This window comes from Caulobacter sp. AP07 (assembly GCF_000281955.1).
Classification (GTDB): domain Bacteria; phylum Pseudomonadota; class Alphaproteobacteria; order Caulobacterales; family Caulobacteraceae; genus Caulobacter.
In genome coordinates this window covers 1-22,080 of record NZ_AKKF01000221.1, presented here as the reverse complement: position 1 = coordinate 22,080, position 22,080 = coordinate 1, and the positions used below count along the sequence as shown (strand labels likewise).

Sequence of the window (22,080 nt, the reverse complement as noted above, 5' to 3'; positions counted from 1 at the left end):
GGGAGAGGGCTTCTGGAAGGCGTTCGCTACGCCGCGTCGATGATCGCCAGGAAGTCCGCGGCCTTCAGCGACGCCCCGCCGACCAGGGCGCCGCCGACCTCCGGCGTCGCCAGGATCTCGCGGGCGTTGTCGGGCTTGACCGAGCCGCCATAGAGGATCGGCACGGTGGCGCCGTGTTCGCCGAACCGCTCGACCAGCACGGCGCGCAGGGCGGCGTGGATGGCGGCGATGTCGGCCACGGTGGGGGTGCGGCCCGTGCCGATGGCCCAGACCGGCTCATAGGCCACGGCGAAGTCCTGACCGGCCAGCGAAGCGGGCAGCGAGGCGCGGGCCATGCCGGTGACCACGGCCTGGGCCTGGCCGGCGTCGCGCTGGGCCAGGGTCTCGCCGCAGCAGACGATCGGCTCCAGGCCGGCGGCCAGGGCGGCCTCGACCTTGGCCGACACCAGGGCGTCGCTTTCGCCATGGTCGGCGCGGCGCTCGGAATGGCCGAGAATCACCAGCCTGGCCCCGGCGTCGACCAGCATGGCCGCGGAGACGTCGCCGGTATGGGGGCCGGAGGGATTCGGATGGCAGTCCTGGCCGCCGACCAGGACGCCCTCGCCAGCCATCGCCTCGGACATCCGGTGCAGCAGGGTGGCCGGCGGACACAGCGCCACCCGGGCGGCGGGGGGCCTAGACGCCACGGCGGCGGCGACGGCGCGGGCTTCGTCCAGCGACGTTTCGAGGCCGAACATCTTCCAATTTCCGGCGATCAGCGGCCGGGGCGTAGTCAAGGAAAGGGTCATGTCCCCGGTTTGGGACCTCGGCCGCTTGGGAAGTCAAGACCGCTCGCGCTCGCCCGCGCCGCTTGCCGGGGCCCCTGAGCCTCTACTATACCCGCAACTCGCGTCCGTTCCGTCGCCTTGCGTGAACTCCGCGCGGTTCTTGAGGAAGGTTTCTCCCAGTCATGCTCGCCGGCTTCCGCTCCTTCGCCAAATCCCCGTTCGCGGTGGTCCTGTTTGGTCTGCTCATCGTCAGTTTCGCGGTGTTCGGCATCAGCGACGTGTTCCGCCATCCGCCCGGCAAGTGGGTGATCGCGGCGGGGTCGCGCAACGTGCCGCCGGAGGACTTCAAGACGCGGTTCGAGGGCTATCGCAAGCAGCAGCAGGCGCAGGGCCAGACCATCACCCCCGACCTGGCGGTCGAGGCCGGGCTGGACCGCCAGATGCTGCAGCAGCTGGCGCTGCAGGAATCGATGGCCGAGCTGATCCGCCAGATGGGCATCCGCCCGTCCGACAAGCTGGTCGGCGACATCCTGCGCGAGCAACTGGCCGGCCTGCCCCCGGGCCAGCGCCCGTTCGACCCGATCACCGGCAAGTTCGACCCCAAGATGTACGCGGCGCTGCTGGCCGAGAACCAGCTGAACCCGGCCCGGTACGAAGCCACGCTGCGTGACGACATCGCCCAGACCCAGATGCTGGCGGCCGTCGCGGGCGGTCTGCGCGCGCCGCGCATCTATTCCGCCCTGCAGGCGGCCTATGGCCTGGAGGCCCGCGACCTGGCGGCCTTCGCGATCAACCCCTCGATCGTCGAGAAGCCCGCCCCGCCGACCGACGCCCAGCTCCAGGCCTTCATGAAGGAACACGCCGAGCAGCTGACCCGCCCCGAGACCCGGGTGCTGTCGGTGGCCCGCTTCAGCGCCAAGGCCCTGGAGCCGTCGGCGACCGTCAACGAGGCCGACGTCGTCAAGACCTTCAACTTCCGCAAGGACACCCTGGGCGTGGCCGAGACCCGCTCCTACGTCCAGGTCTTCGCCCCGGACGCCAAGGCCGCGGCGGTGATCGCCCAGCGCCTGGCCAAGGGCGACCAGCCCGCCGTCGTCGCCAGCGCCTACGGCAAGCAGCCGGTGATGATCGACTCCAAGCCGAAGTCGGCCCTGCCCGACGCCAAGGTGGCCGCGGCGGTGTTCGCCCTGGCCGAGGGCCAGGTCAGCCCGCCGATCGCCGGGGACCTCGGCGTCTCGGTGGTCAAGCTGGTCAAGATCAACCCGCCCACCGTCCCGACCCTGGAGTCGCAGCGCCCGGCCATCGAGGCCGAGCTGAAGGTCCAGGCCGCCCAGGCCAAGGCCTATGAGCAGACCCAGACCTACCAGGACGCCCACGACGGCGGCGCCAACCTGCTGGACGCCGCCACCAAGGCCGGCGCCCTGGTGCTGACCACAGCGCCGGTCGCCGCCCAGGGCGTCGACGAGAGCGGCCAGCCGGTCCCCGGCCTGACGCCCGAGGTGCTGAAGACCGCTTTCGAGCTGTCGTCCGGCGGCGAGAGCGAGCTGATCGAGGCCGGCAAGGGCGAATACTACGCCGTCCGCGTCGAGAAGATCATTCCCAAGGCCCTGCCGCCCCTGGCCGAGATCAAGCCGCAGCTGACCCAGCAGTGGATGATCACCAAGCTGCTCGAGCGCATGAAGGCCAAGGCCGACGAGCTGGGCGCCCGGGTCAAGAAGGGCGAGTCGATGGAGGCCGTCGCCGCCGCCGCCGGCTCCAACGTCCAGCGCGTGCCCAACATCACCCGCGAGAACGCCCGCCAGTTCCAGGGCCTGGGCCGCGACCTGCTGGTCACCACCTTCGGCGCCAAGCCGGGCGAGCCCTTCACCGCCCGCGCCCCCCAGGGCGGTTTCCTGGTCGCCAAGGTCGAGGCCGTCCGCCCCGGCGCCACGCCGCAGATGGCCCGGATCACCGAGGCCATGCGCGGCCAGACCTCGCAAGGCCTGCTGCGCGACGTCAGCCTGGCCGCCCAGGACGCCGCCAAGGCCCAGCTGAAGACCAAGGTCAATCTCGACCTGGCCCGCCAGGCGATCGGCGTCGACACCACCCTGCTGCCCAAGGACGGCGGCAAGCCCAAGGCCAAGGAAAAGGCTCAATGAGCCTGGAGCCCAGCCTCGAGGCCTTTACCGCCGCCTACGAGTCCGGCCGCCCGCAGGTGGTCTGGACCCGGCTGATCGACGACCTGGAGACCCCGGTCTCGGCCTATCTGAAGATCGGCCACGGCCGGCCCTACGCCTTCCTGTTCGAAAGCGTCGAGGGCGGGGCCTGGCGCGGCCGCTATTCGATCGTCGCCATGAAGCCAGACCTGGTCTGGCGCTGCCGCGGCGACCAGGCCGAGATCGCCCAGGGCGACGACATCGCCGCCGGCCGGTTCACGCCGCAGGCCGGCGGCGCCCTCGACAGCCTGCGCGACCTGATCGCCACCTCGCGCATCGACCTGCCGGCCGGCCTGCCGCCGCCGTCGGCCGGGGTGTTCGGGGCGCTGGGCTACGACATGGTCCGGCTGGCCGAGCGCCTGCCCGACGTCAATCCCGACAGCCTGGGCCTGCCGGACGGGATCATGACCCGGCCGTCGATCGTGGCGGTGTTCGACGCCATCGCCCAGGAGATCATCCTGGTCACCACGGCGCGGCCCGTCGCCGGGGTCTCGGCCCAGGACGCCTACGCCGCCGCCCGCGCGCGGATCGAGACGGTGATGGCCGACCTGCGCCGTCCCCTGGCCCACGACGCCCCGCGTCCCAGCCATGGCCCGATGGACTTCACCACCCCGGTCAGCCGCGCCGACTACGCGGAGATCGTCGAGAAGGCCAAGGACTACATCCGGGCCGGCGACATCTTCCAGGTGGTGCCCAGCCATCGGTTCCGCGCCCCGTTCGAACTGGACGCCTTCGCCCTCTATCGCTCGCTGCGGCGGACCAACCCGTCGCCGTTCCTGTACTTCCTCGACCTGGACGGCTTCGAGCTGGTCGGCTCGTCGCCCGAGATCCTGGTGCGCCTGCGCGACGGCAAGATCACCATCCGCCCGATCGCCGGCACCCGTCCGCGCGGCGCTACGCCGGAAGAGGATCTGGCGCTGGAGAAGGAACTGCTGGCCGATCCCAAGGAGCGCTCCGAGCACCTGATGCTGCTGGACCTGGGCCGCAACGACGTCGGCCGGGTCGCCATGCTCAAGCACGCCGGCAGCAACGATCCGGCCGCCCGGAGCAAGGGGGCCAACGTCCGGGTCACCGACAGCTTCAAGATCGAGCGCTACAGCCACGTCATGCACATCGTCTCCAACGTCGAGGGCGACGCGCCCGAGGGCGTGGACCCGGTCGACGTGCTGATGGCCGCCCTGCCCGCCGGCACCCTGTCCGGCGCGCCCAAGGTGCGGGCCATGGAGATCATCGACGAGCTGGAGATCGAGAAGCGCGGCATCGGCTACGCCGGCGCGGTCGGCTATATCGGCGCCGACGGCTCGGTCGACACCTGCATCGTGCTGCGCACGGCGCTGGTCAAGGACGGGATGATGTACGTCCAGGCCGGCGGCGGCGTCGTCGCCGACAGCGATCCGGACGCCGAGTACGACGAGACCCTGCACAAGTCCCGCGCCCTCAAGCGCGCGGCCGAGGAAGCCTGGCGCTTCGCCTAGCCGCCCAGGCGGTCGGCCGGCAGATGCTGGGTGACCGCCGGCGGGGCCATCACCATCACGGCGGCGAAGGTGATGGCGCTGAGCGCCGCGAAGGCCGCGGCGGCCAGCACCGGCCCCATCCTCTGCCGCCGCGACGGCCGGCGCAGCAGGGCCCTGGCGTAGGCGACGGCGGCGGTGTCGAGGGCGGAATCAGCGGGGTTCATGGCGTCGAGCATGCCCGACGCCCACATCGAAGCAATGCGGCGCTTTCGCACTGGGGGCCGCCTCAGAAAATCTTGGACGCGAAACCCCTCACCTTTTTGGTGAACCCGCACTAGAAGCTTGAATCTGGAAAGGCGGCGTCATGATCCTGGTCATCGATAACTACGACAGCTTCACCTACAACCTCGTCCACTATCTGAACGAGCTGGGGGCCGAGACCGTCGTCCATCGCAACGACGAGCTGACGGTGCAGGAGGCCCTGGGCCTTCGCCCGCAGGCGGTGCTGCTGTCGCCGGGTCCCAAGGCCCCCGACCAGGCCGGCATCTGCCTGCCGCTGCTGCGCGGCGCGGCCGACGACCTGGCCATCCTCGGCGTCTGCCTGGGCCACCAGGCCATCGGCCAGGCCTATGGCGGCGACGTGATCCGCGCCAAGTCGGTGATGCACGGCAAGACCAGCAAGATCTTCCACAACGACCAGGGCATCTTCAAGGGCCTGCCCAACCCGTTCACCGCCACCCGCTACCACAGCCTGGCGGTCGACCGCTCCACCCTGCCCGCCGAGCTGGAGATCACCGCCTGGACCGAGGACGGCGAGATCATGGGCGTGCAGCACCGGACCCGGCCGGTCTACGGCGTGCAGTTCCACCCCGAATCGATCGCCACCGAGGGCGGCCATCAGCTGCTGGCCAACTTCCTGGACCTGGCCAAGGTCAAGCGCGACGCGGCGATCTGGGTCTAGCCGTGTCGGACGCCTTCAAGCCCCTGCTCGCCAAGCTGGCCGACGGCCAGACCCTCGACGAGGACGACGCCGAGCTGTTCTTCGCCGCCTGCCTGCGCGGCGAGCCGACCCCCGCCCAGGTGGCCGCGGCGGTCACCGCCATGCGCCTGCGCGGCGAGACGGTGGGCGAGATCACCGCCTGCGCCCGCGCCATGCGCCGCGCCGCCATCCACCTGGACCACCCCTATGCGGTGATCGACGTCTGCGGCACCGGCGGCGACGGCCTGCACACCCTCAACATCTCGACCGCCGTGGGCTTCGTGGCGGCCGGCGGCGGCCTGAAGGTGGCCAAGCACGGCAACCGGGCGATCACCTCCAAGTCCGGCACCGCCGACGTCCTGGCCGCCCTGGGGGTCAATATCGACGCCAGCCTGGCCCAGCAGCGCCATGCGCTCGACACCGCCGGCATCTGCTTCCTGTTCGCCCAGTCGCACCACGGGGCGATGAAGCACGTCTCGCCGATCCGCCAGCAGCTGGGCTTCCGCACGATCTTCAACCTGCTGGGCCCGCTGACCAACCCGGCCGGCGCCAAGCGCCAGGTCGTCGGCGTCTCGTCCCACCGCTTCGTCGAACCCGTGGCCAAGGCCCTGGGGGCGCTGGGGGCCGAGCGCGCCTGGTCGGTGCACGGCTCCGGCCTGGACGAGCTGACCACCACCGGCGAGACCGACGTCGCCGAATGGCGCGACGGGTCGGTGCGCCTGTTCACCATCACCCCCGAGGCCGTCGGCCTGCCGCGCGCCGCCCTGGCCGACATCACCGGCGGCGAGCCGGCCTACAACGCCGCCGCCCTGACCGCCCTGCTGGACGGCCAGACCGGGCCCTATCGCGACATCGTCATGCTCAACGCCGCCGCCGCCTTCCTGGTGGCCGACAAGGTCGAGACCCTGCGCGAAGGCGTCGAACTGGCCGGCGCGGTGCTCGACGACGGCCGCGCCAAGGCCGCCCTGGCCGGCCTGGTCGCCGCCACCAACAGCGAAACCCTCCCCGCATGACCGACATCCTCGCCAAGATCGCCGCCTACAAGCGCGAGGAGGTCGCCGACCGGAAGCGCCGACGCGCCTTCGCCCAGGTCGACGCCGCGGCGAAGGCCGCCAACAGCCCGCGCGGCTTCCGCGCCGCGCTGGAGGCCGCCCACGCGCCGGGCAAGCTGGCCCTGATCGCCGAGATCAAGAAGGCCTCGCCGTCCAAGGGCCTGATCCGCGCCGACTTCGACCCGCCGGCCCTGGCCCGCGCCTACGAAGCCGGCGGCGCGGCCTGCCTGTCGGTGCTGACCGACGGCCCCAGTTTCCAGGGCGCCGACGGCTACCTGATCGACGCCCGCGCCGCCGTCGCCCTGCCCTGCATCCGCAAGGACTTCCTGGTCGACCCCTGGCAGGTCGCCGAGAGCCGCGCCCTGGGGGCCGACGCCATCCTGGTGATCCTGGCGATGGTCGACGACGCCCTGGCCGCCGAGCTGATGGCCGAGGCGGCCCGCCTGGGCATGGACGCCCTGGTCGAGGTCCATGACGAGGCCGAGATGGCCCGGGCCGGCGCGCTGGGCTCCACCCTGGTCGGGATCAACAACCGCGACCTCAAGAGCTTCGTGGTCGACCTGGCGGTCACCGAACGCCTGGCCGTCCAGGCTCCCAGGGACGCCCTGCTGGTCACCGAGAGCGGGCTGTTCGTCGCCGCCGACGCGGCGCGGATGGAGGCGGCCGGCGCCAAGGCCATGCTGGTCGGCGAAAGCCTGATGCGCCAGGCCGACGTCGCGGCGGCGACACGGGCGTTGCTGGGCTAGGACGTTTCGCTATCCCGGCGCGCGGTCACGATCCAGGCGCGGGAGTCGAAGAGCACGCCGTCCGCGGTCAGGTGCGCATCCAGTAGGGCGCGCAGACGCTGGAACCGCTCTTCGGCGGTCGTGTCGGCGACGTCCGGCACAGGCTTTGCCAGGAACAGCTCGACGACGGCGTCGTACGCCGCATCGATGTTAGGACCATAGAAGACCGGCTCGCGCACTTCGGCGAAATCGATCGACGTAAAGCCCGCCGCGGTCAGAATGCCCGTCGTGACCGCGGGATCACCGAGCGAGAACGCGGGGGGCGTATTCCCGACCTGGTCGCCGCCCGGAGCCAACACGCTCTGCAGGGCGGTAGCCCATTCGTTACGATCACGGCCCTGCCACACCATGAGCACGAGGCGCGCTCCAGGGCGCATCGCTTGGGCCATGTTGGTGAAGGCGGCGACCGGATCGGCGAAGAACATCGCGCCGAAGCGGCTGACGCACAGATCGAAATGCGCGACCGGAAACGCCCGGACCTGCGCATCGGCCCGTTCGAACACGACGTTTCGCAAGCCCTCCGCCGCGCTTCGCCGGCGCGCCACGTCGAGCATCTCTTCCGACACATCCACGCCGACCACGCTGCCCCGCACCGCGATGCGGGCGGCTTCCCGCGCGGATTGCCCGGCGCCGCAGCCGATATCCAGCACGCGGTCGCGCGGCCCCACCTTGAGGGCGGCGCGGAAATGTTCGTGGTGCCGTCGCAGCTCGGCGTCGTAGAAGTCAGCCCGGTTGAAAGCCATCATCGCGCCTCCCGGCTCAGGGCCGTTCGCACGGCGGGGCGCGCTTCAATCCGTGCGACATAGTCGCGAAGCGGCTCATCAATGGGAAAGCCCAGCTGGAGCGCGCCGCGCGCCATGACGAACAGATAGGCGTCCGCCACGCTGAAGGTTTCCCCGAAAAGGTAGCCGCGTTCGAGGCGGGGCGCGACAAAGCTGAACCATCCGACGATTTCGCCGGCGATCGGCGCTCGGGCGTCTTCAGGGATCGACATATAGATCGGGAACCGCTTGTGGATCTCGCTGGCGATAAAGCTCAGCATCTCCAGGAGCCGATAGCGGCCCATATCTCCCGATGGCGCAAGGTGCGGAGCGCGGTCGGCGATCCAGGCGAGGATCGCCACGTTCTCGGTCAGCACCTGACCATCGTCAAACATCAGCGCGGGCACCTGCCCCTTCGGATTGACATCGAGATAGGCGCCGCCGCCACGGAGCTGTCCGGACTCGAGATCCACCCGCGCGATCTCGAACCGAAGCCCGGCCTCCAGCAACGCCGTGTGAGCGGCAAGGCTGCTGAAGTCCGGCGCGAAGAACAGTTTCATCGGATCAAACTCCATCTTGACGGTGAAATCGACGGCGCCTTCGCGTCTTGTCATGCGCGCCTGTACGGATGCTGCGGAGAACCACGAGTGGGCGCTGGCCCCTTTGGGGCGCGATCCTCGTGCCCGCCTGGGCTTCGACACGCGAGACGTTTCCCAGGCCCTTCAGGGCCTCGGCTCGGCCAGAAGCCGCGCCCCGACCGGCGGTTGCCGCAACGAATAGCGATGCTAGGGGTCGCCCAGTTCGTCCGCCTTCAACCCGTCGAGGCGCGCCCGCCAGATGCGGTCGTCATCGATGCGCTCGCCAAGCTGGAAGGTGCAGCGGCCGACTTCCTCAAAGCCGTAGCGCGCATAGAAACGCTTGGCGCGCTCATTGTGGTCGAACACCGTGAGGTAGATGTCGGGGGCCCCTTGCGCGCGCGCCGTCGCCAGACCCCATTCCATCAGGCGCGCCGCGACGCCGGCGCCATGCCAGTCCGACAGCACGTAGATCTGCTGCAGCTCCATCGCGCCGGCCCGCGGGCGAGAGGCCGGCGCCCGCAGCGGCGTGAGCTTGGCGTAGCCGATCGGATCGCCCTGGACGGTCGCCACACGCCAGTGCACGCGCGGATCGTCGAAATCGCGAGACATCGTCCCGCCGGGCCGGTAGGCGCCATCGCAGAAGCGCTTGAAGTCCCCCGGATCGTAGAGCCTTCCGAAGGTTTCGGTGAATATCCGCTCAGCGACCGGCCGGAGGCGCTCGAGCAAGGCCCGGTCGGGCGCCATCAACGCCACGGATCGATCGCTCACCTCGTCCCCCATGCTCGAACTCACGCCATCCTCCTTGCCAAAAAGGTGTTCCAGGTCACGTTGTCGGAACCGACGCCGGGTTCGTCCCACAACACGATCAGGCCGGCCGCCTTCAGGCGGGCGGTGAAGTCGTTCCGGCGCCAGTAGACCTCGTGGTAATCCCCGCCCGTCTCGAAGTCGCCTTCGCGCATCGACACCAGAAAGGCGCCGCGCGGCCTCAGGGCCCTCGCGATCTTCGTCAGGACGCGATCGATGCAATCTCGCGGCACGTGGAAGAGAACATACTGGGCGACGACGGCGTCGTAAGGACCGCCGAGCGGATCGGTGATGACGTCGAGGCGGTCACCCTGCTTTCCACGCGCCGCCTGCAATTCCAGGAAGCGCCGTGTGGCGTCGGTGCGCCGGACCTTGACGCCCAGGGTTTCGAGAAAATCCGCGCCATACCCCGGCCCCGAGCCGATCTCCAGAACCTCACCACCAAGGCCGGCGATCGATGCGACCTGCCGGAGCGCGGCCTGTTCCCGGTCGTCCGGACCCTGCCTGATCAGCGCGTAGCGATCCGCGTAGCCTTCGTAGGACTCGATGGTCCGGCGGCTCCTGGCGAGGGAGTCATCAGTCTCGTTCATCACGGGCGTTCCCCTCCATTCCGGCGCGGGACCTCGTCGGGAAGCCGTGCCCTCGCTTGATCCGGCGAGCCGATGGTGCCCCGAGGGTCGCTTGGTTTCGAATCGAACCTGCGTTAGCATGCATAAGGAGATTTGATCCGTCATGAGTTGGGACCTGCCGCCTCTCGGCGCGCTTCGCGTATTCGAGGCCGCCGCGCGCCTGGGCAGCTTCACCAAGGCGGCCGAAGAACTCGGCATGACCCAGTCGGCCGCGAGCTATCAGATCAAGATGCTGGAGGAGCGCGCGGGAGGCCCCCTTTTCGTCAGGGGCACACGGCGGATCGACCTGACGGAAACCGGGGAAATGCTAGCGCCGCAGGCGACGCGGACCTTCTCGGCCCTGGCGGACGTATGGACCGCCGCCAAGGGGGGCGCCAGTCGCGTGCTTGCGGTCACCAGCATCGACACCTTCGCCTCGAACTGGCTCTCCGTGCGTCTTGGGACATTCCAGTTGATGCATCCGGATCTGGCGGTGAAAGTCGATGCGTCCGCCCGACTGGTCGATTTCACGCGCGAGAACATGGACGTCGGTATCCGGACCGGCACCGGCGACTGGCCCGGCCTGAAGGCGCACTATCTGTTCCGCGCGGACTACACGCCGATGCTCAGCCCAAGGCTGGCCGAGAGCGTCGGGGGCGTCCGCCGGCCCGAGGATCTCTACAAGGTCGCGTTGCTTTGCGCCGACTACAGCTGGTGGCCATCCTGGTTCGAGGCGGCGGGGCTCCAGTTTGACCCCGACAGGGTCGTGGTCGGCGCAAGACTCGACGCTGAAATCTACGACGCGATGGCGGCGATGACGGATCAGGGCGCCGCGATCCTCACGCGCAATCTCTACAGCGACTTCCTGGCCAAGGGTCAGCTGGTGCAGCCGTTCGATATCACCGCATCCGACGGAGATGGATATTGGCTGGTCTACCTGGAGAGTCGCCGCAATACGCCGCGGATCCAAGCTTTCAGGGACTGGGTGCTGGATCAAACCGCGGAGATCCGGGAGCGGGAACGCCGAGGGTCTGATTCACACCCCTGAACGGCCGGGCGTCCTCGATTCGAACGGATCGCCGGGATCCCGCCGCACGCGCGTCGACGAGAGCTGTATTTCCAGAGGAATTCGCCCGCCGGCCCGGCGAACACCGTTAACTTGACATCAACGAAGAACACCTAGAGAACATTAGCAAGGTTTGCGGTTTGTTCCGCGACGACTTGCGAGGCCGACATGCTCACGCGCAAGCAGCACGAGCTGCTGATGTTCATCCACGAGCGGATCAAGGAGAGCGGCGTCTCTCCCTCCTTCGACGAGATGAAGGAGGCCCTCGACCTGGCCTCCAAGTCGGGCATCCACCGTTTGATCACCGCGCTGGAGGAGCGCGGCTTCATCCGCCGGCTCGCACACAGGGCTAGAGCGCTGGAGGTGGTCAAGCTGCCGCAGCAGGCCACCACGGCGTCGCCGCCCAAGGGACGCGGCGCCTTCCGGCCACAGGTCGTCGAAGGCGGCGGCCAGGCGCCGTCCGCCCCCGCCCCGGCCCAGATGGCCGCCGACAACAGCCGCGAACTGCCGATCCTCGGCCGCATCGCCGCCGGCACCCCGATCGACGCCATCCAGCACGAGCGCGAGCGCCTGCCGGTGCCGGAATCGATGCTGGGGGCCGGCGAGCACTATGTGCTCGAGGTGCAGGGCGACTCGATGATCGAGGCCGGCATCCTCGACGGCGACTATGTGATCATCAGGAAGGGCGACACCGCCAATTCGGGCGAGATCGTCGTCGCCCTGGTCGGCGAGGAAGCCACCCTCAAGCGCCTGCGCAAGAAGGGCGGCTCGATCGCCCTGGAGGCCGCCAACCCCAAGTACGAGACCCGCATCTTCGGTCCCGACCAGGTCGAGGTGCAGGGCAAGCTGGTGGGGCTGATCCGGCGGTATCACTAGGGGGCGTGGACCGTTAGCTGATCCAGGCGCCGAGAACGCGTCTTCAACTCAAAAACTCCATCATCACCCGCTTTATGCGGGTGACCCAAGCGGCGCTGGACAGAGCGTCAGACTCTGCTTGGGTCCCCCGAACAAGTCGGGGGATGACGAACGTGGGTGGTCTGGGCGCCAGAATATCCGCACACGTGCAACCGCTCCTCAGGTCCAAGCGTCAACAGCGCCTGGAGCGTTCTCGAGCGAGCTGGATACCGGTTCGCCGGATCTGCCCCCTCGATGGGGACCTCGATGACGGGCTTCCTATTGATGTTTCGCGGCTTCATCGATCAGGGCGGCGACCTCCACCGGCCTCGACGCCAGCGAGGCGTGGCTGGCGTCAAGCGTGATGACCTTCTTCGCGCCCAGTCGCCCCGACATCCATTGCTGGTTGGCCGGCGCGATCATCCGGTCCTGGCTGGAGATCTGGTACCAGCTGTTCTTGGTCTTCCAGGCGGGCGTGCTGATCTCGTCGCCAAAGGTGCTGGCGAGGGGGGCCTTCTGGGTCACGCCCATGACGAGGCCTTCGTCGGCGGTGAGGTCCTGGCAGAAGCTCTCATGGAACCTGTCCGGCTTCACCCAGAGATACCCGTCGCTGTCGGGCGCCAGATTGGCCGCGGCCAGCGGCGGGTTCTTCGCCGTGATGGCGCCCGGGCTCTCGCCGGCGTCCGGGGCGAAGGCCGCGATATAGACCAGGCCGACGACATTGGGATGGTCGCCGGCCTCGGTGATCACCGCGCCGCCATAGGAATGTCCCACCAGCAGCACCGGCCCGCCTTCCTGGGCGATCATCTTGCGGGTGCGTTCGGCGTCGTCGGCCAGCGACGTGAGGGGCAACTCCACGGCCCGCAGCCCCGAATGGCCAAGCCGCGACAACTCGACGATGACCTTGCTCCAATGCGCCGCCCCGCCCCAGAAGCCATGGACGAGAACAATGGTCGGACTCTGAGACATCTCGCATCCTCTCTCGATTTGCCGAAGACAGGCGGGGCTCACATGTACCGCGCGGTCAAAATTCCACAATACTCAATAAAATCATATCACTAATGCCATAACACCTTTCCACTACCGTAGCTCGCCCGCCTCTACGGGGCGCTCCCTACGACGCCAGCCCCGCCGGCCGGTTCTCGACATATTGCGGCACGGCCAGCGGCGGCATCCACGGCTCGCGCCGCTTCACCCAGATCTCGTACTGCGGCGAGAACTGGCCCGTTTCGTCGAGACCGCCCAGGTGCAGTTCGATCTCGTCGTCGCCTTCCGCCGTCCAGAACAGCGGCGAGCCGCAGACCGCGCAGCCGTGATAGCGGCCATGCTCGGAACTCATCCAGTCCAGCGTCCGACCCTCGACCCGCACCTTGCCGGCCCGGAAGGCCGCGAAGGCGTTGCAGGGCGCGCCGTGGCGCTTGCGGCAGGTCATGCAGTGGCACAGGCCCACCCGCAGCGGCCCGCCCTCCACGACATATCTCACCGCTCCGCAGGCGCATCCGCCTCGCCGCTCCATGGCGACCTCCGTCTCCGCGCCCCAGAGCTTCCTAACGCCGTCCTCCCCCGACTCGTTCGAGGGACTTCAACCCGCTTCAGAAATCCAGCCGTCCCTTGAGCTCGCCGAACGGGACCATGACGTGTTCGCGATAGGCCGGGCGCTGGCGAAGCCGCGCGTACCAGGCCTCCAGGCGCGGCATCGGCGGACGCGCGATCTCCAGCTCGAAATAGCGATAGAGGCAGGTTCCGATCGGGATGTCGGCCAGGGACAGCCCCTGCCCCGTCACGAACGCCCCCTCGGCCAGCCGCGCCTCGACCTTGGCCAGGCATCGGTGCGTGCGCTCCAGCGCCCTGGCGATCGCGGGCAAGTCGCGCAGGGCCTCGGGCGTGCGGTACCAGCCCCAGAACACGCCGCTCAGGAAGGCCGGCTGCAACGACGTCTGCGACCAGTCCATCCACCCGTCGATGGGGGCGCGCGCCGCGGGGTCGGCGGGCCAGAACCTCTCCGCGCCGTAGGTCGCCGCCAGGTAGCGCAGGATGGCGTGCGACTCCCACGCCGTGGTCTCGCCGTCCTGGAGGACGGGGACCAGGCCGTGCGGGTTCAAGGCCCGGAAGCCGGGATCGTCCAGCCCGCCAAAATCGCCGCCCGCCGGGATGTGCTGGTGAGGCAGGTCCAGTTCGCCGACCAGCCAGAGCACCTTCTGGACGTTGAACGAACTGCGACGGCCCCAGATCTTCAACACCAGCGTTTTCCTAGCCCGCGCCCGTCCAGGGCCTGACGCCCCGCAGGGGCTGGGCCCGGACGATCCACCATTCGCCGTCGCGGCGATAGAGCTCGGCCGCGCCGCCCGCCTCGAAATCGGCCGCGTCGAGCACGATGCGGTCGTGGCAGGCGGCGGGCTTGACCGGCGCTGGGCCGCGCAGCACGACGATCTCCGCCCCGGCGCACATCGCCGCCAGGGTCTCGCCGTCCGGCGCCGCGCGGCTCCAGGAGAGAGCCAGGGCCACCGGGGCGGCGGCGGTCGGGCGGCAGGACCGCCGGTCGCAGACGTAGCCGGGGTCGGGAACCGCCGTCGGGACGATCGCCAGGCCGCGCCGGCGGCTCCACAGCTCGGCCCCGAACCGCCGGGCGTCGGGACGCAGCAACAGCGCCTGGTCGCCCCGGCGCACCGCCGCCGTGGTCCCGTCCGGGGCGATCCAGACGTCCGGAGCCGGCGGCCGGGGCCACAGCGCCACCGCCAGGGCCAGGGGCGCGCCCAGCCAGCGCAGACGGCCGCGCCACAGGCACAGCAGCATCAGGCCGACGAAGGCCAGGGCAAGGGTGAAGGGCGGACCGCTGGCCACCACCCGCTGGGCCCCGCCGGCGCCGGCGAAGCCGTCGGCGATCCACATCATGCCTGCGATGCCCCAGCCGGCCACGGTCAGGAACGGTCCGCCCAGCCCGAGGCCCTCCAGGGCCGCGCCCAGGGCCAGGAACGGCATGATCACGAACGATGACAGCGGCGCGACCGCCAGGTTGGCCGGCAGGCCCCACACCGCTACGCGGTTGAAGTGCTGCATGGCGAACGGCCCCGTCGCCAGGCCCGCCACCAGGCTGGCCCCGACGCTGACCGCCAGCCAGCTCAGGCCACCCTGGAATACCCGGATCGGCCACGGGACCGAGATCTCGCGCACCGGACGGGGCCAGGCCTCGGCCAGGGCGACCAGGGCCGCCGTCGCCGCGAACGACATCTGAAAGCCGGGCGCGCCGGCGGATTCGGGCTGGACCAGCAGGATGACCAGGGCGGCGATCGCCAGGCCGTGCAGGCTGATGGCCTGGCGGTCGAACAGGATGGCGGCGAAGGCCACGGTGGCGGTGATCGCCGCCCGCAAGGCCGGCGGCGGCGCGCCGGAAATCACCAGATAGGTCCCGACCGCCGCCAGCCCGACCAGGGCGGCGATCTTCTTGCCCGGAACCCGCAGCGCCGCCCACGGCCAGGCGGCGATCGCCAGCCGCGCCAGACCGAAACAGAAGCCGCCGACGATCGCCATGTGCAGGCCCGAGATCGACAGGATGTGGGCCAGACCCGAGGCCCGCATGGCCTCGGTCTGCGCCTTGGTGATCCAGGCCTCGTGGCCGGTGACCATGGCCGCGGCGATCCCGCCCCGCTCGGGGCCCATCCGATCGACGATCCGGCTGGCCAGCCGCCAGCGGAAGGCGTTGACCGCCATGGTCAGGCGCAGGCGGGCCGGGGCGGCGTCCAGGTCGATGGGACGCCCCGCGCTGATCGCGAAACCGACCCCGCCCACGCCCCGGAACCAGGCGTCGCGGGCGAAGTCGTAGGCGCCCGGCGCGGCGGGCGGCGGCGGCGGCCCCAGCATGGCCCGCAACCGCACCGCCTGGCCCGGCGACGGGATGTCGTCGGCCTCGACCGTGACCCGCACCCGCTTGGGCGTGTCTCGCGGGGCCAGGCCGCTGACGCTGACGGGCGCGATCAGCAGTCGGGGTCCGCCCGCGCCGGGACTGACCACATCGACCACGAAGCCCTCGACGCTCATCACCGAGCGGTCGCGGTCCAGGATCGGCGCGGCGACCAGGGTCGTGCGGACCTTGCCAGCCAGGGCCCCCGCCGCCAGGAAGGTCGCCAGCACCAGCAGCACCGACATTCCATGGGCCGAGCGCCGTCCCACCAGGGCGGCCAGCATCGCCAGGCCGGCCATCAACCCGACCAGCAACGCCCAGGACGGCTCGGCCTTGAGCTCCAGATAGCCGGCCGCGCCCAGCCCGAACGCCACCGGCGACCACAGCATCCAGCGCTCGCGATTGCGGTCGATCTCGGCGATCAGCGCGGCGGCGACCTTCGCCGGACTAGGACGGGCGCGAAGACGCGTGCTAAGACGCGCCGCCCAGCCGCCGCCGGTCTTGCCCGGCGTCGCGGTCCTCGCCACATCCGTGGCCTCCAATGCGTCAGCCTCGATCCCGATGACCAATTCCCCCGCCACGACCTCTGGTGTCGTCACCCGCTTCGCCCCGTCGCCGACCGGCTTCCTGCACATCGGCGGCGCGCGCACGGCGCTGTTCAACTGGTTATATGCACGCCATACGGGTGGAAAGTTCCTTATTCGCGTCGAGGACACCGATCGCGAGCGTTCGACCGAGCCGGCCGTCGCCGCCATCTTCGAGGGCCTCGACTGGCTGGGCATGAAATCCGACGACGCGGTCGTCTTCCAGCACAAGCAGGCCGACCGCCATCGCGAGGCCGTGCAGCAACTGCTCGACACCGGCCACGCCTATCGCTGCTGGATGACCGTCGAGGAACTGGCCCTGGCCCGCGAGGCCGCCCGGGCCGGCGGCCCCGCCCTGCGCTCGCCGTGGCGCGACGCCCCGCCGCCCAACGACCCGACCCTGCCCCACGTCATCCGCTTCAAGGGCCCGCTGGACGGCACGACCCTGGTCGACGACATGGTCAAGGGTCCGGTGACCTTCAACAACACCGATCTGGACGACCTGGTCCTGCTGCGGGCTGACGGCGCCCCGACCTACAACCTGGCCGTGGTGGTCGACGACCACGACATGGGCGTCACCCACGTGATCCGCGGCGACGACCATCTCAACAACGCCGCCCGCCAGACCCTGATCTATCAGGCGATGGGCTGGACCCTGCCGGCCTTCGGCCACATCCCGCTGATCCACGGCCCGGACGGCGCCAAGCTGTCGAAACGGCATGGCGCGCAGGCGGTCGGCGAGTTCGCCGACATGGGCTACCTGCCCGAGGGCCTGCGCAACTACCTGGCCCGCCTGGGCTGGGGCCATGGCGACGACGAGGTGTTCAGCGACGAACAGGCCATCGCCTGGTTCGACGTCAAGGACGTGGTCAAGGCCCCCGCCCGCCTGGACTGGGCCAAGCTGAACTTCATCAACAGCCAGCACCTGCGCGTGGCCGAGGACGGCCGCCTGGCCGACCTGACGCTGAAGGCGCTGAACGCCCAGGGCGCGCCCCTGCCGCAAGACGCCGCCGCGCGCCTGCTGGCCACCGTTCCCCAGGTCAAGGAAGGCGCCAAGACCATCCTGGAGTTGTCAGAACACTGCGCGTTCGCCCTCAAGCTGCGCCCGCTGGCGCTCGAGGAAAAAACCCTCAAGCAGCTCAATGACGAGACGGTGGAACGGCTGACGCGGCTGCGCGCTCAATTGGCCGCGGCGCCGGTCTGGGGCGTGTCGGAACTGGAGACGCTGTTGAAATCCTTCGCCGAATCCGAGGGCGTGGGCTTTGGCAAGTTCGGTCCATCGCTGCGCGGGATCCTCACCGGCGGGGCCCAGGCGCCCGACCTGAACAAGATCATGGCCGCGCTTGGCCGCGACGAGTCTCTGGGGCGCCTTGACGACGCCCTGGCGTCGCGCGCATGAGGCGCTATAACGCAACCGCGAAATCAAAAACTGGACTGATCGTTCCATTATTGAAGGGGTCTCTCGCATGACCGACAAAGCCACGCTGACGATCGGCGACAAGAGCTACGACCTGCCGATCCTCAAGGGCAGCACGGGCCCGGACGTCGTCGACGTGCGGAAATTCTACGGCGACTCCGACCACTTCACCTTCGATCCTGCCTTCACCTCGACCGCGTCGTGCGAAAGCAAGATCACCTATATCGACGGCGATGCCGGCATTTTGCTGCACCGCGGCTATCCGATCGGCCAGCTGGCCGAGGAGTCTTCGTTCCTCGAAGTCTGCCACCTGCTGCTGAACGGCGAACTGCCGACGGCCGACGAGTTCGCCAAGTTCGAACACAACATCACCTACCACACGATGTTGCACGCCCAGTTCGACAGCTTCTTCCAGGGTTTCCGCCGCGACGCCCACCCGATGGCCGTGATGACCGGCGCGGTCGGCGCCCTGTCGGCCTTCTATGCCGACAGCCTGAACGTCGACGATCCCAAGCAGCGCGAGATCAGCGCCCACCGCCTGATCGCCAAGATGCCGACCATCGCCGCGCGCGCTTTCCAGTACTCGCAGGGCCGTCCGTTCGTGACGCCGCGCAACGAGCTGAGCTACTCGGAAAACTTCCTGCGCATGTGCTTCTCGGTGCCGGCCGAGGACTGGGTTCCCAACCCCATCCTGACCCGCGCCATGGACCGCATCTTCATCCTCCACGCCGACCACGAGCAGAACGCCTCCACCTCGACCGTCCGTCTGGCTGGCTCGTCGGGCGCGCACCCCTTCGCCTGCATCGCGGCCGGCATCGCCTGCCTCTGGGGCCCGTCGCACGGCGGCGCCAACCAGGAAGCCCTGGAGATGCTGGAAGAGATCGGCACGGTCGAGAACATCCCCGCCTATGTGCAGGGCGTGAAGGACCGCAAGTACAAGCTGATGGGCTTCGGCCACCGCGTGTACAAGAACTTCGATCCCCGCGCCAAGGTCATGCAGAAGACCTGCTACGAGGTGCTTGAACAACTGGGCATCAACGACCCGCTGCTGCACGTGGCGATGGAGCTGGAGAAGGTCGCGCTCAGCGATCCTTACTTCATTGACCGCAAGCTCTATCCGAACATCGACTTCTATTCGGGCATCACCCTGCGGGCGATGGGCTTCCCGAAGGAGATGTTCACCGTGCTGTTCGCCCTGGCCCGCACCGTCGGCTGGATCAGCCAGTGGAAGGAAATGTTCGAGGACCCCTCGCGCAAGATCGGCCGCCCGCGCCAGCTCTATACCGGCGCGACGCAACGCGACTACGTGCCGGTCGACAAGCGCGGCTAAGCGCTTGTCGGATCGCCGAACTGGAAAAGGCCTCGCGAAAGCGGGGCCTTTTTGCTGGGCGCGACCCTATGAAGCGGCTCGCGGCGCTTCGCTTTTTTTGACCTCGGCGCCACGATGCTGACGCGGGCGAATGATCTGAAGAGGTCGTGTCGAAGCGTAAAACAGTTTCTGGAGTGCAATGAACAGGCGAGCACAGGACCCCCAACGGGATCGTCAGGCGCCGGTTCGCCGCGCTCTGGGCAAGCGCGGGAGCTGGTTGGCCGGGGCGGTGAGCGTCGGAGCCCATGCCGCGCTCCTGCTCGCCCTGCTGTCCGCGCGGGTGGAGCCGCCCATGGCCCCGGCCGCCGAGCCCATCGTGGTGGCGCTGGTCGCGCCGCCGCCTCCTCCGCCGCCGCCGCCGCCGCCCAAGGTTCCAACGCCCAAGGCCCAGGCGCCCGCCGCCGCGCCGCCCGCGCCGGCCGAGTCTCCGCCCCGCTCCCGTCTCAAGCCGGTGCGCAGGCCGCCGCCGCCCGACGTCGAGCCCCTGCCCGCCAGCGAAATTCCCACGCCCGCGCCGGTTTTCGGATTGGGCGAGGCGGAGCTGGCCGGCGCGAGGACCGCCGGCTCGGGCGCGGGAGGCGGCGGCGCCGGCGGCGAAGGCGGCGGCTGCAACATGGTGCGATTGATCCAGGACGGGTTACGGAAGAATCCGAGAATCCAATCCGCTATCGCCCGCGCCCACCCCGACGCCGTGGCGGCCGGCAAGGCGATCATGGTCTGGGACGGCGACTGGATGCGAAACTCCGGCGAGGAAGGCAAGGGGCTGGCCGGCATCCGGCAGGCCATCGCCATGGAAGTCGCCTTCGCGCCCGAACCCTGTCGCGCCGACCCCGTGCACGGCCTTGTCCTGATCTCCCTGAACGATGGTCCCAGGTCCGTTCGGCTGGCCTTGGGAACGGGCCGATGGCGCTGGTCGGACCTGGCGCTCACGCAGTCGACCCGGCGCGGCTGAAACCAAGCCCGGAGGAGCGATTTCGCGTCAGCGGATGTGTTCTGGCGCTCACGCCCACCCACGTTCGTCATCCCCCGACTTGTTCGGGTGACCCAAGCGGAGCCTGACGCTCTGTCCAGCGCCGCTTGGGTCACCCGCATAAAGCGGGTGATGACGGAATTTTTGAGTTGAAGACACGCTCGCAGGTCTGGGTCAGCGAACTGCCCCCTAGAACCCCTACCGCGTCTCCGCCGTGCGCAGGATGAAGCCCAGGATCTCGGCCACGGCCCGATAGAGGGCCTCGGGAATCTCCTCGTCGAGCTCGATGGTCGACAGCGCCTGGGCCAGGGCCGGGTTCTCCTCGATCGGCACGCCGTGTTCGCGGGCGGTCTCGACGATCTTGTCGCCGACCCAGCCGCGACCGGTGGCCACCACGCGCGGGGCGTTCGGCTCCTCGTATTGCAGGGCCACGGCGATGCGTGGCGTCGCGCGGGAGATGGCCCCGGTCATGTGGCCCCCGTCATGTGGCCTGGTCCAGAAACTGGCCGGGCGCGGCGGCGGCGCTGCGCGGCTGGCCGGCGTGGAAGGCGACCTCGGGCTCCAGCGCGGCCTCGCGCAGGGCGGCGTCCAGACGGTCCTGACCGCCACGCAGGCGGGCCATGCTGGCCGGCCGCTCGGCCCACAGGGAAACGCGCGCCCGGTCGCCAGTCAGGGCCACCTGGGCGTGGACCGGGCCCATGGGCTCGACGTCCAGCGAGAAGCGGGCGCGCCAGGTGCGGCCCATCTGGCGGCCGCCCTCCCCGCCCGCGCCGCCACCGTCGCGGCTGATCTCGAACTGGGCCACGGCGGGGCCCTGGGGCGTCAGGAACGGCATGTCGAACACCCAGCGGGCGCCCTGCTCTTCGGCGGGCCGGCCGGCCGGCGGCGCGTCGGGCAGCGAGGCGATCTGCAGCAGTTCCGTGCGGGCCAGGGCCGCGCCGGTCTCGGCCAGCAGGCGATGGCCGATGGCGCGGGGGTCCGACCCGGGCGGCAGGCCCGGCTGGGCGGCGGCCTGGGCATGGGTTGGGGCGCCGGCATAGGGCGGCGGGGTGTTCGACGGCGCGCCGGCCGCCACCTCGGGCCCGCCATAGGCCAGGGCGACGGCCGTGGGCGCGCGCGCGGCCAGCGGCAAGGGCGGGAAGTCGTCGGCGACGATCGCCCCGAAGGCCGGCAGCAGCGCCGGCTGGGGCGGCGAGGGTGGCGGACGCCCGGCCCGTGACGCGTTCCAGGCGTCCGACCAGGCCACCGCCGGCTTCTGGAGGCCTTGAGGCGCGTCTTCAACCGGCATGGGCCTGGCAAGCAGCGCCTCCTCGTCCGGATCCAGCATCGGAACGGCCGGAGCGGCGGTCAGCCCCTGGGGCGCGCCGCGATCGGCGAGCGGGGTCGAGAACGCCGCCGCCGGCGCGGCCGGGTTCGGCGTCGAGGTCGTCGCGGGCGGCGTCGCGAGGCCGCCGGCCTGGGCCGAGGTGGGCGGCGCGACGTCCATCCAGGTCTTCACAACCTCGCGGAACACCAGCAGGGCGGCCTTCATGTCGCTGTTGGGCGTCGGCGTGGGGACGACTTTCGGCGGGGCGGTCAGGGTGCCGGTCGGCTGGCGGGAGACGCCGTCGGTCGGCGTGGCGGCGGCCAGCCGGGCCTCGAGGAACAGACCCGAACGCTGCAGGGCCTGGCGCACTTCCGGACCGCTGATCTGGCCGTCCATCCGGGCGCGCAGGGCCAGGACCTGTTCGATCGCCGCCTTGACGGGCCGGGGCACGCCGGGCTCGGCGGCGGCCTGGGCCATGTCGGCCATCAGCGGGGCCAGGCCGGCCTGGCGGGCGGCGGCGCGGCTGGCGGCGGCGGCGACCGCGCGGGCCGGGGTGTCGGGCAAGGTCGCGGGATTGGCGGCGGCGCGGGCGG

The 22,080-nt window shown here is 70.1% G+C and carries 22 protein-coding genes; 10 read left to right on the top strand and 12 right to left on the bottom strand.

From position 1 onward, the window contains the following. Window positions 1–26: 26 nt before the first annotated feature. Complete coding sequence (tpiA, locus tag PMI01_RS19960) at window positions 27–788, bottom strand: triose-phosphate isomerase (protein WP_035037353.1); 762 nt, start codon at window positions 786–788, stop codon at window positions 27–29. A gap of 161 nt (window positions 789–949) precedes the next feature. On the opposite strand from tpiA, the gene PMI01_RS19955 reads away from it, so the two are divergent. Both PMI01_RS19955 and trpE read left to right on the top strand, forming a co-directional pair. Next, window positions 950–2,905 carry a peptidylprolyl isomerase gene (locus tag PMI01_RS19955; RefSeq protein WP_007673178.1) on the top strand — a complete coding sequence of 652 codons (1,956 nt, stop codon included), beginning with the start codon at window positions 950–952 and terminating at the stop codon, window positions 2,903–2,905. Further along, window positions 2,902–4,437 carry an anthranilate synthase component I gene (trpE, locus tag PMI01_RS19950; protein ID WP_007673175.1) on the top strand — a complete coding sequence of 512 codons (1,536 nt, stop codon included), beginning with the start codon at window positions 2,902–2,904 and terminating at the stop codon, window positions 4,435–4,437. The genes PMI01_RS19955 and trpE overlap by 4 nt, the downstream gene beginning before the upstream one ends. Here trpE and PMI01_RS27410 read toward each other — a convergent pair. After that, on the bottom strand, window positions 4,434–4,640 hold the full coding sequence (locus PMI01_RS27410; RefSeq protein WP_035037363.1) for a hypothetical protein: 207 nt from the start codon (window positions 4,638–4,640) through the stop codon (window positions 4,434–4,436). The two genes, trpE and PMI01_RS27410, sit on opposite strands and share 4 nt — an antisense overlap. Before the next feature lie 140 nt (window positions 4,641–4,780). Between PMI01_RS27410 and PMI01_RS19940 the strand changes: the two genes are divergently transcribed. From PMI01_RS19940 to trpC, 3 genes are read left to right on the top strand one after another with little or no spacing between them, the layout of a single operon-like run. Next, a complete protein-coding gene (locus PMI01_RS19940) occupies window positions 4,781–5,377 on the top strand; it encodes an anthranilate synthase component II (protein ID WP_007673169.1) in 597 nt (198 codons plus the stop codon). Between the two features lie 2 nt (window positions 5,378–5,379). After that, the gene (trpD, locus tag PMI01_RS19935) at window positions 5,380–6,408 is read left to right on the top strand and encodes an anthranilate phosphoribosyltransferase (protein WP_007673167.1); all 1,029 of its coding nucleotides are present in this window, start codon (window positions 5,380–5,382) and stop codon (window positions 6,406–6,408) included. Continuing rightward, window positions 6,405–7,193 (top strand): indole-3-glycerol phosphate synthase TrpC, encoded by a 789-nt coding sequence (gene trpC / locus PMI01_RS19930; RefSeq protein WP_007673166.1) that lies wholly within the window; start codon window positions 6,405–6,407, stop codon window positions 7,191–7,193. Before trpD ends, trpC begins: the two co-directional genes overlap by 4 nt. Here the strand turns inward: trpC and PMI01_RS19925 are convergent. The 4 genes from PMI01_RS19925 to PMI01_RS19910 form a co-directional block, all read right to left on the bottom strand. Beyond that, complete coding sequence (locus PMI01_RS19925) at window positions 7,190–7,978, bottom strand: class I SAM-dependent methyltransferase (RefSeq protein WP_007673163.1); 789 nt, start codon at window positions 7,976–7,978, stop codon at window positions 7,190–7,192. The genes trpC and PMI01_RS19925 overlap by 4 nt on opposite strands. Next, window positions 7,975–8,607: a glutathione S-transferase N-terminal domain-containing protein gene (locus PMI01_RS19920; protein ID WP_007673140.1), complete on the bottom strand. Its 633-nt coding sequence runs from the start codon at window positions 8,605–8,607 to the stop codon at window positions 7,975–7,977. The genes PMI01_RS19925 and PMI01_RS19920 overlap by 4 nt, the downstream gene beginning before the upstream one ends. Window positions 8,608–8,778: 171 nt before the next feature. Next, complete coding sequence (locus PMI01_RS19915; RefSeq protein WP_007673136.1) at window positions 8,779–9,363, bottom strand: GNAT family N-acetyltransferase; 585 nt, start codon at window positions 9,361–9,363, stop codon at window positions 8,779–8,781. Then, entirely contained in the window at window positions 9,360–9,965 is a 606-nt protein-coding gene (locus tag PMI01_RS19910) for a methyltransferase (protein WP_007673133.1), read from the bottom strand. The genes PMI01_RS19915 and PMI01_RS19910 overlap by 4 nt, the downstream gene beginning before the upstream one ends. A 142-nt stretch (window positions 9,966–10,107) precedes the next feature. On the opposite strand from PMI01_RS19910, the gene PMI01_RS19905 reads away from it, so the two are divergent. Next, window positions 10,108–11,031: a LysR substrate-binding domain-containing protein gene (locus PMI01_RS19905; RefSeq protein ID WP_007673129.1), complete on the top strand. Its 924-nt coding sequence runs from the start codon at window positions 10,108–10,110 to the stop codon at window positions 11,029–11,031. A gap of 186 nt (window positions 11,032–11,217) precedes the next feature. Continuing rightward, window positions 11,218–11,925, top strand: coding sequence for a transcriptional repressor LexA (lexA, locus tag PMI01_RS19900; protein WP_007673127.1), 708 nt, complete (start codon window positions 11,218–11,220; stop codon window positions 11,923–11,925). 297 nt (window positions 11,926–12,222) lie between these two features. On the opposite strand, the gene PMI01_RS19895 is transcribed toward lexA, so the two are convergent. The 4 genes from PMI01_RS19895 to PMI01_RS19880 all read right to left on the bottom strand — a co-directional run bounded on the left by PMI01_RS19895 (window position 12,223) and on the right by PMI01_RS19880 (window position 16,368). Then, complete coding sequence (locus tag PMI01_RS19895) at window positions 12,223–12,912, bottom strand: alpha/beta hydrolase (protein ID WP_007673124.1); 690 nt, start codon at window positions 12,910–12,912, stop codon at window positions 12,223–12,225. A gap of 145 nt (window positions 12,913–13,057) precedes the next feature. Continuing rightward, a complete protein-coding gene (locus PMI01_RS19890) occupies window positions 13,058–13,426 on the bottom strand; it encodes a GFA family protein (RefSeq protein ID WP_238537092.1) in 369 nt (122 codons plus the stop codon). Window positions 13,427–13,535: 109 nt separating this feature from the next. Continuing rightward, a complete protein-coding gene (locus tag PMI01_RS19885) occupies window positions 13,536–14,183 on the bottom strand; it encodes a glutathione S-transferase family protein (protein ID WP_007673119.1) in 648 nt (215 codons plus the stop codon). Window positions 14,184–14,193: 10 nt separating this feature from the next. Continuing rightward, window positions 14,194–16,368, bottom strand: coding sequence for a ComEC/Rec2 family competence protein (locus PMI01_RS19880; RefSeq protein WP_007673117.1), 2,175 nt, complete (start codon window positions 16,366–16,368; stop codon window positions 14,194–14,196). Window positions 16,369–16,402: 34 nt separating this feature from the next. Here PMI01_RS19880 and gltX point away from each other — a divergent pair, with 34 nt between their 5' ends. From gltX to PMI01_RS19865, 3 genes are all read left to right on the top strand, one after another. Next, window positions 16,403–17,824 carry a glutamate--tRNA ligase gene (gene gltX, locus PMI01_RS19875; RefSeq protein WP_007673114.1) on the top strand — a complete coding sequence of 474 codons (1,422 nt, stop codon included), beginning with the start codon at window positions 16,403–16,405 and terminating at the stop codon, window positions 17,822–17,824. A gap of 67 nt (window positions 17,825–17,891) precedes the next feature. After that, entirely contained in the window at window positions 17,892–19,172 is a 1,281-nt protein-coding gene (gltA, locus tag PMI01_RS19870; protein WP_007673111.1) for a citrate synthase, read from the top strand. Between the two features lie 331 nt (window positions 19,173–19,503). Next, entirely contained in the window at window positions 19,504–20,163 is a 660-nt protein-coding gene (locus tag PMI01_RS19865) for a hypothetical protein (RefSeq protein ID WP_238537091.1), read from the top strand. A 216-nt stretch (window positions 20,164–20,379) separates the two neighbouring features. Here PMI01_RS19865 and PMI01_RS19860 read toward each other — a convergent pair whose 3' ends face one another. After that, a complete protein-coding gene (locus PMI01_RS19860; RefSeq protein ID WP_007673105.1) occupies window positions 20,380–20,652 on the bottom strand; it encodes an EscU/YscU/HrcU family type III secretion system export apparatus switch protein in 273 nt (90 codons plus the stop codon). A gap of 10 nt (window positions 20,653–20,662) precedes the next feature. Beyond that, on the bottom strand, window positions 20,663–22,080 hold a 1,418-nt coding region (locus PMI01_RS19855), incomplete at its 5' end, for a flagellar hook-length control protein FliK (protein ID WP_007673102.1).

What these genes read in the sequence shown, in the direction of transcription:
- PMI01_RS19860 (WP_007673105.1), bottom strand. Translation starts at nt 20,652, where the DNA reads ATGACCGGGGCCATCTCCCGCGCGACGCCACGCATCGCCGTGGCCCTG.
- PMI01_RS27410 (WP_035037363.1), bottom strand. Translation starts at nt 4,640, where the DNA reads ATGAACCCCGCTGATTCCGCCCTCGACACCGCCGCCGTCGCCTACGCC.
- tpiA (WP_035037353.1), bottom strand. Translation starts at nt 788, where the DNA reads ATGACCCTTTCCTTGACTACGCCCCGGCCGCTGATCGCCGGAAATTGG.
- PMI01_RS19910 (WP_007673133.1), bottom strand. Translation starts at nt 9,965, where the DNA reads ATGAACGAGACTGATGACTCCCTCGCCAGGAGCCGCCGGACCATCGAG.
- PMI01_RS19925 (WP_007673163.1), bottom strand. Translation starts at nt 7,978, where the DNA reads ATGATGGCTTTCAACCGGGCTGACTTCTACGACGCCGAGCTGCGACGG.
- lexA (WP_007673127.1), top strand. Translation starts at nt 11,218, where the DNA reads ATGCTCACGCGCAAGCAGCACGAGCTGCTGATGTTCATCCACGAGCGG.
- gltA (WP_007673111.1), top strand. Translation starts at nt 17,892, where the DNA reads ATGACCGACAAAGCCACGCTGACGATCGGCGACAAGAGCTACGACCTG.
- PMI01_RS19905 (WP_007673129.1), top strand. Translation starts at nt 10,108, where the DNA reads ATGAGTTGGGACCTGCCGCCTCTCGGCGCGCTTCGCGTATTCGAGGCC.
- gltX (WP_007673114.1), top strand. Translation starts at nt 16,403, where the DNA reads ATGACCAATTCCCCCGCCACGACCTCTGGTGTCGTCACCCGCTTCGCC.
- PMI01_RS19920 (WP_007673140.1), bottom strand. Translation starts at nt 8,607, where the DNA reads ATGACAAGACGCGAAGGCGCCGTCGATTTCACCGTCAAGATGGAGTTT.
- PMI01_RS19865 (WP_238537091.1), top strand. Translation starts at nt 19,504, where the DNA reads ATGGCCCCGGCCGCCGAGCCCATCGTGGTGGCGCTGGTCGCGCCGCCG.
- PMI01_RS19955 (WP_007673178.1), top strand. Translation starts at nt 950, where the DNA reads ATGCTCGCCGGCTTCCGCTCCTTCGCCAAATCCCCGTTCGCGGTGGTC.
- trpE (WP_007673175.1), top strand. Translation starts at nt 2,902, where the DNA reads ATGAGCCTGGAGCCCAGCCTCGAGGCCTTTACCGCCGCCTACGAGTCC.
- trpC (WP_007673166.1), top strand. Translation starts at nt 6,405, where the DNA reads ATGACCGACATCCTCGCCAAGATCGCCGCCTACAAGCGCGAGGAGGTC.
- PMI01_RS19940 (WP_007673169.1), top strand. Translation starts at nt 4,781, where the DNA reads ATGATCCTGGTCATCGATAACTACGACAGCTTCACCTACAACCTCGTC.
- PMI01_RS19895 (WP_007673124.1), bottom strand. Translation starts at nt 12,912, where the DNA reads ATGTCTCAGAGTCCGACCATTGTTCTCGTCCATGGCTTCTGGGGCGGG.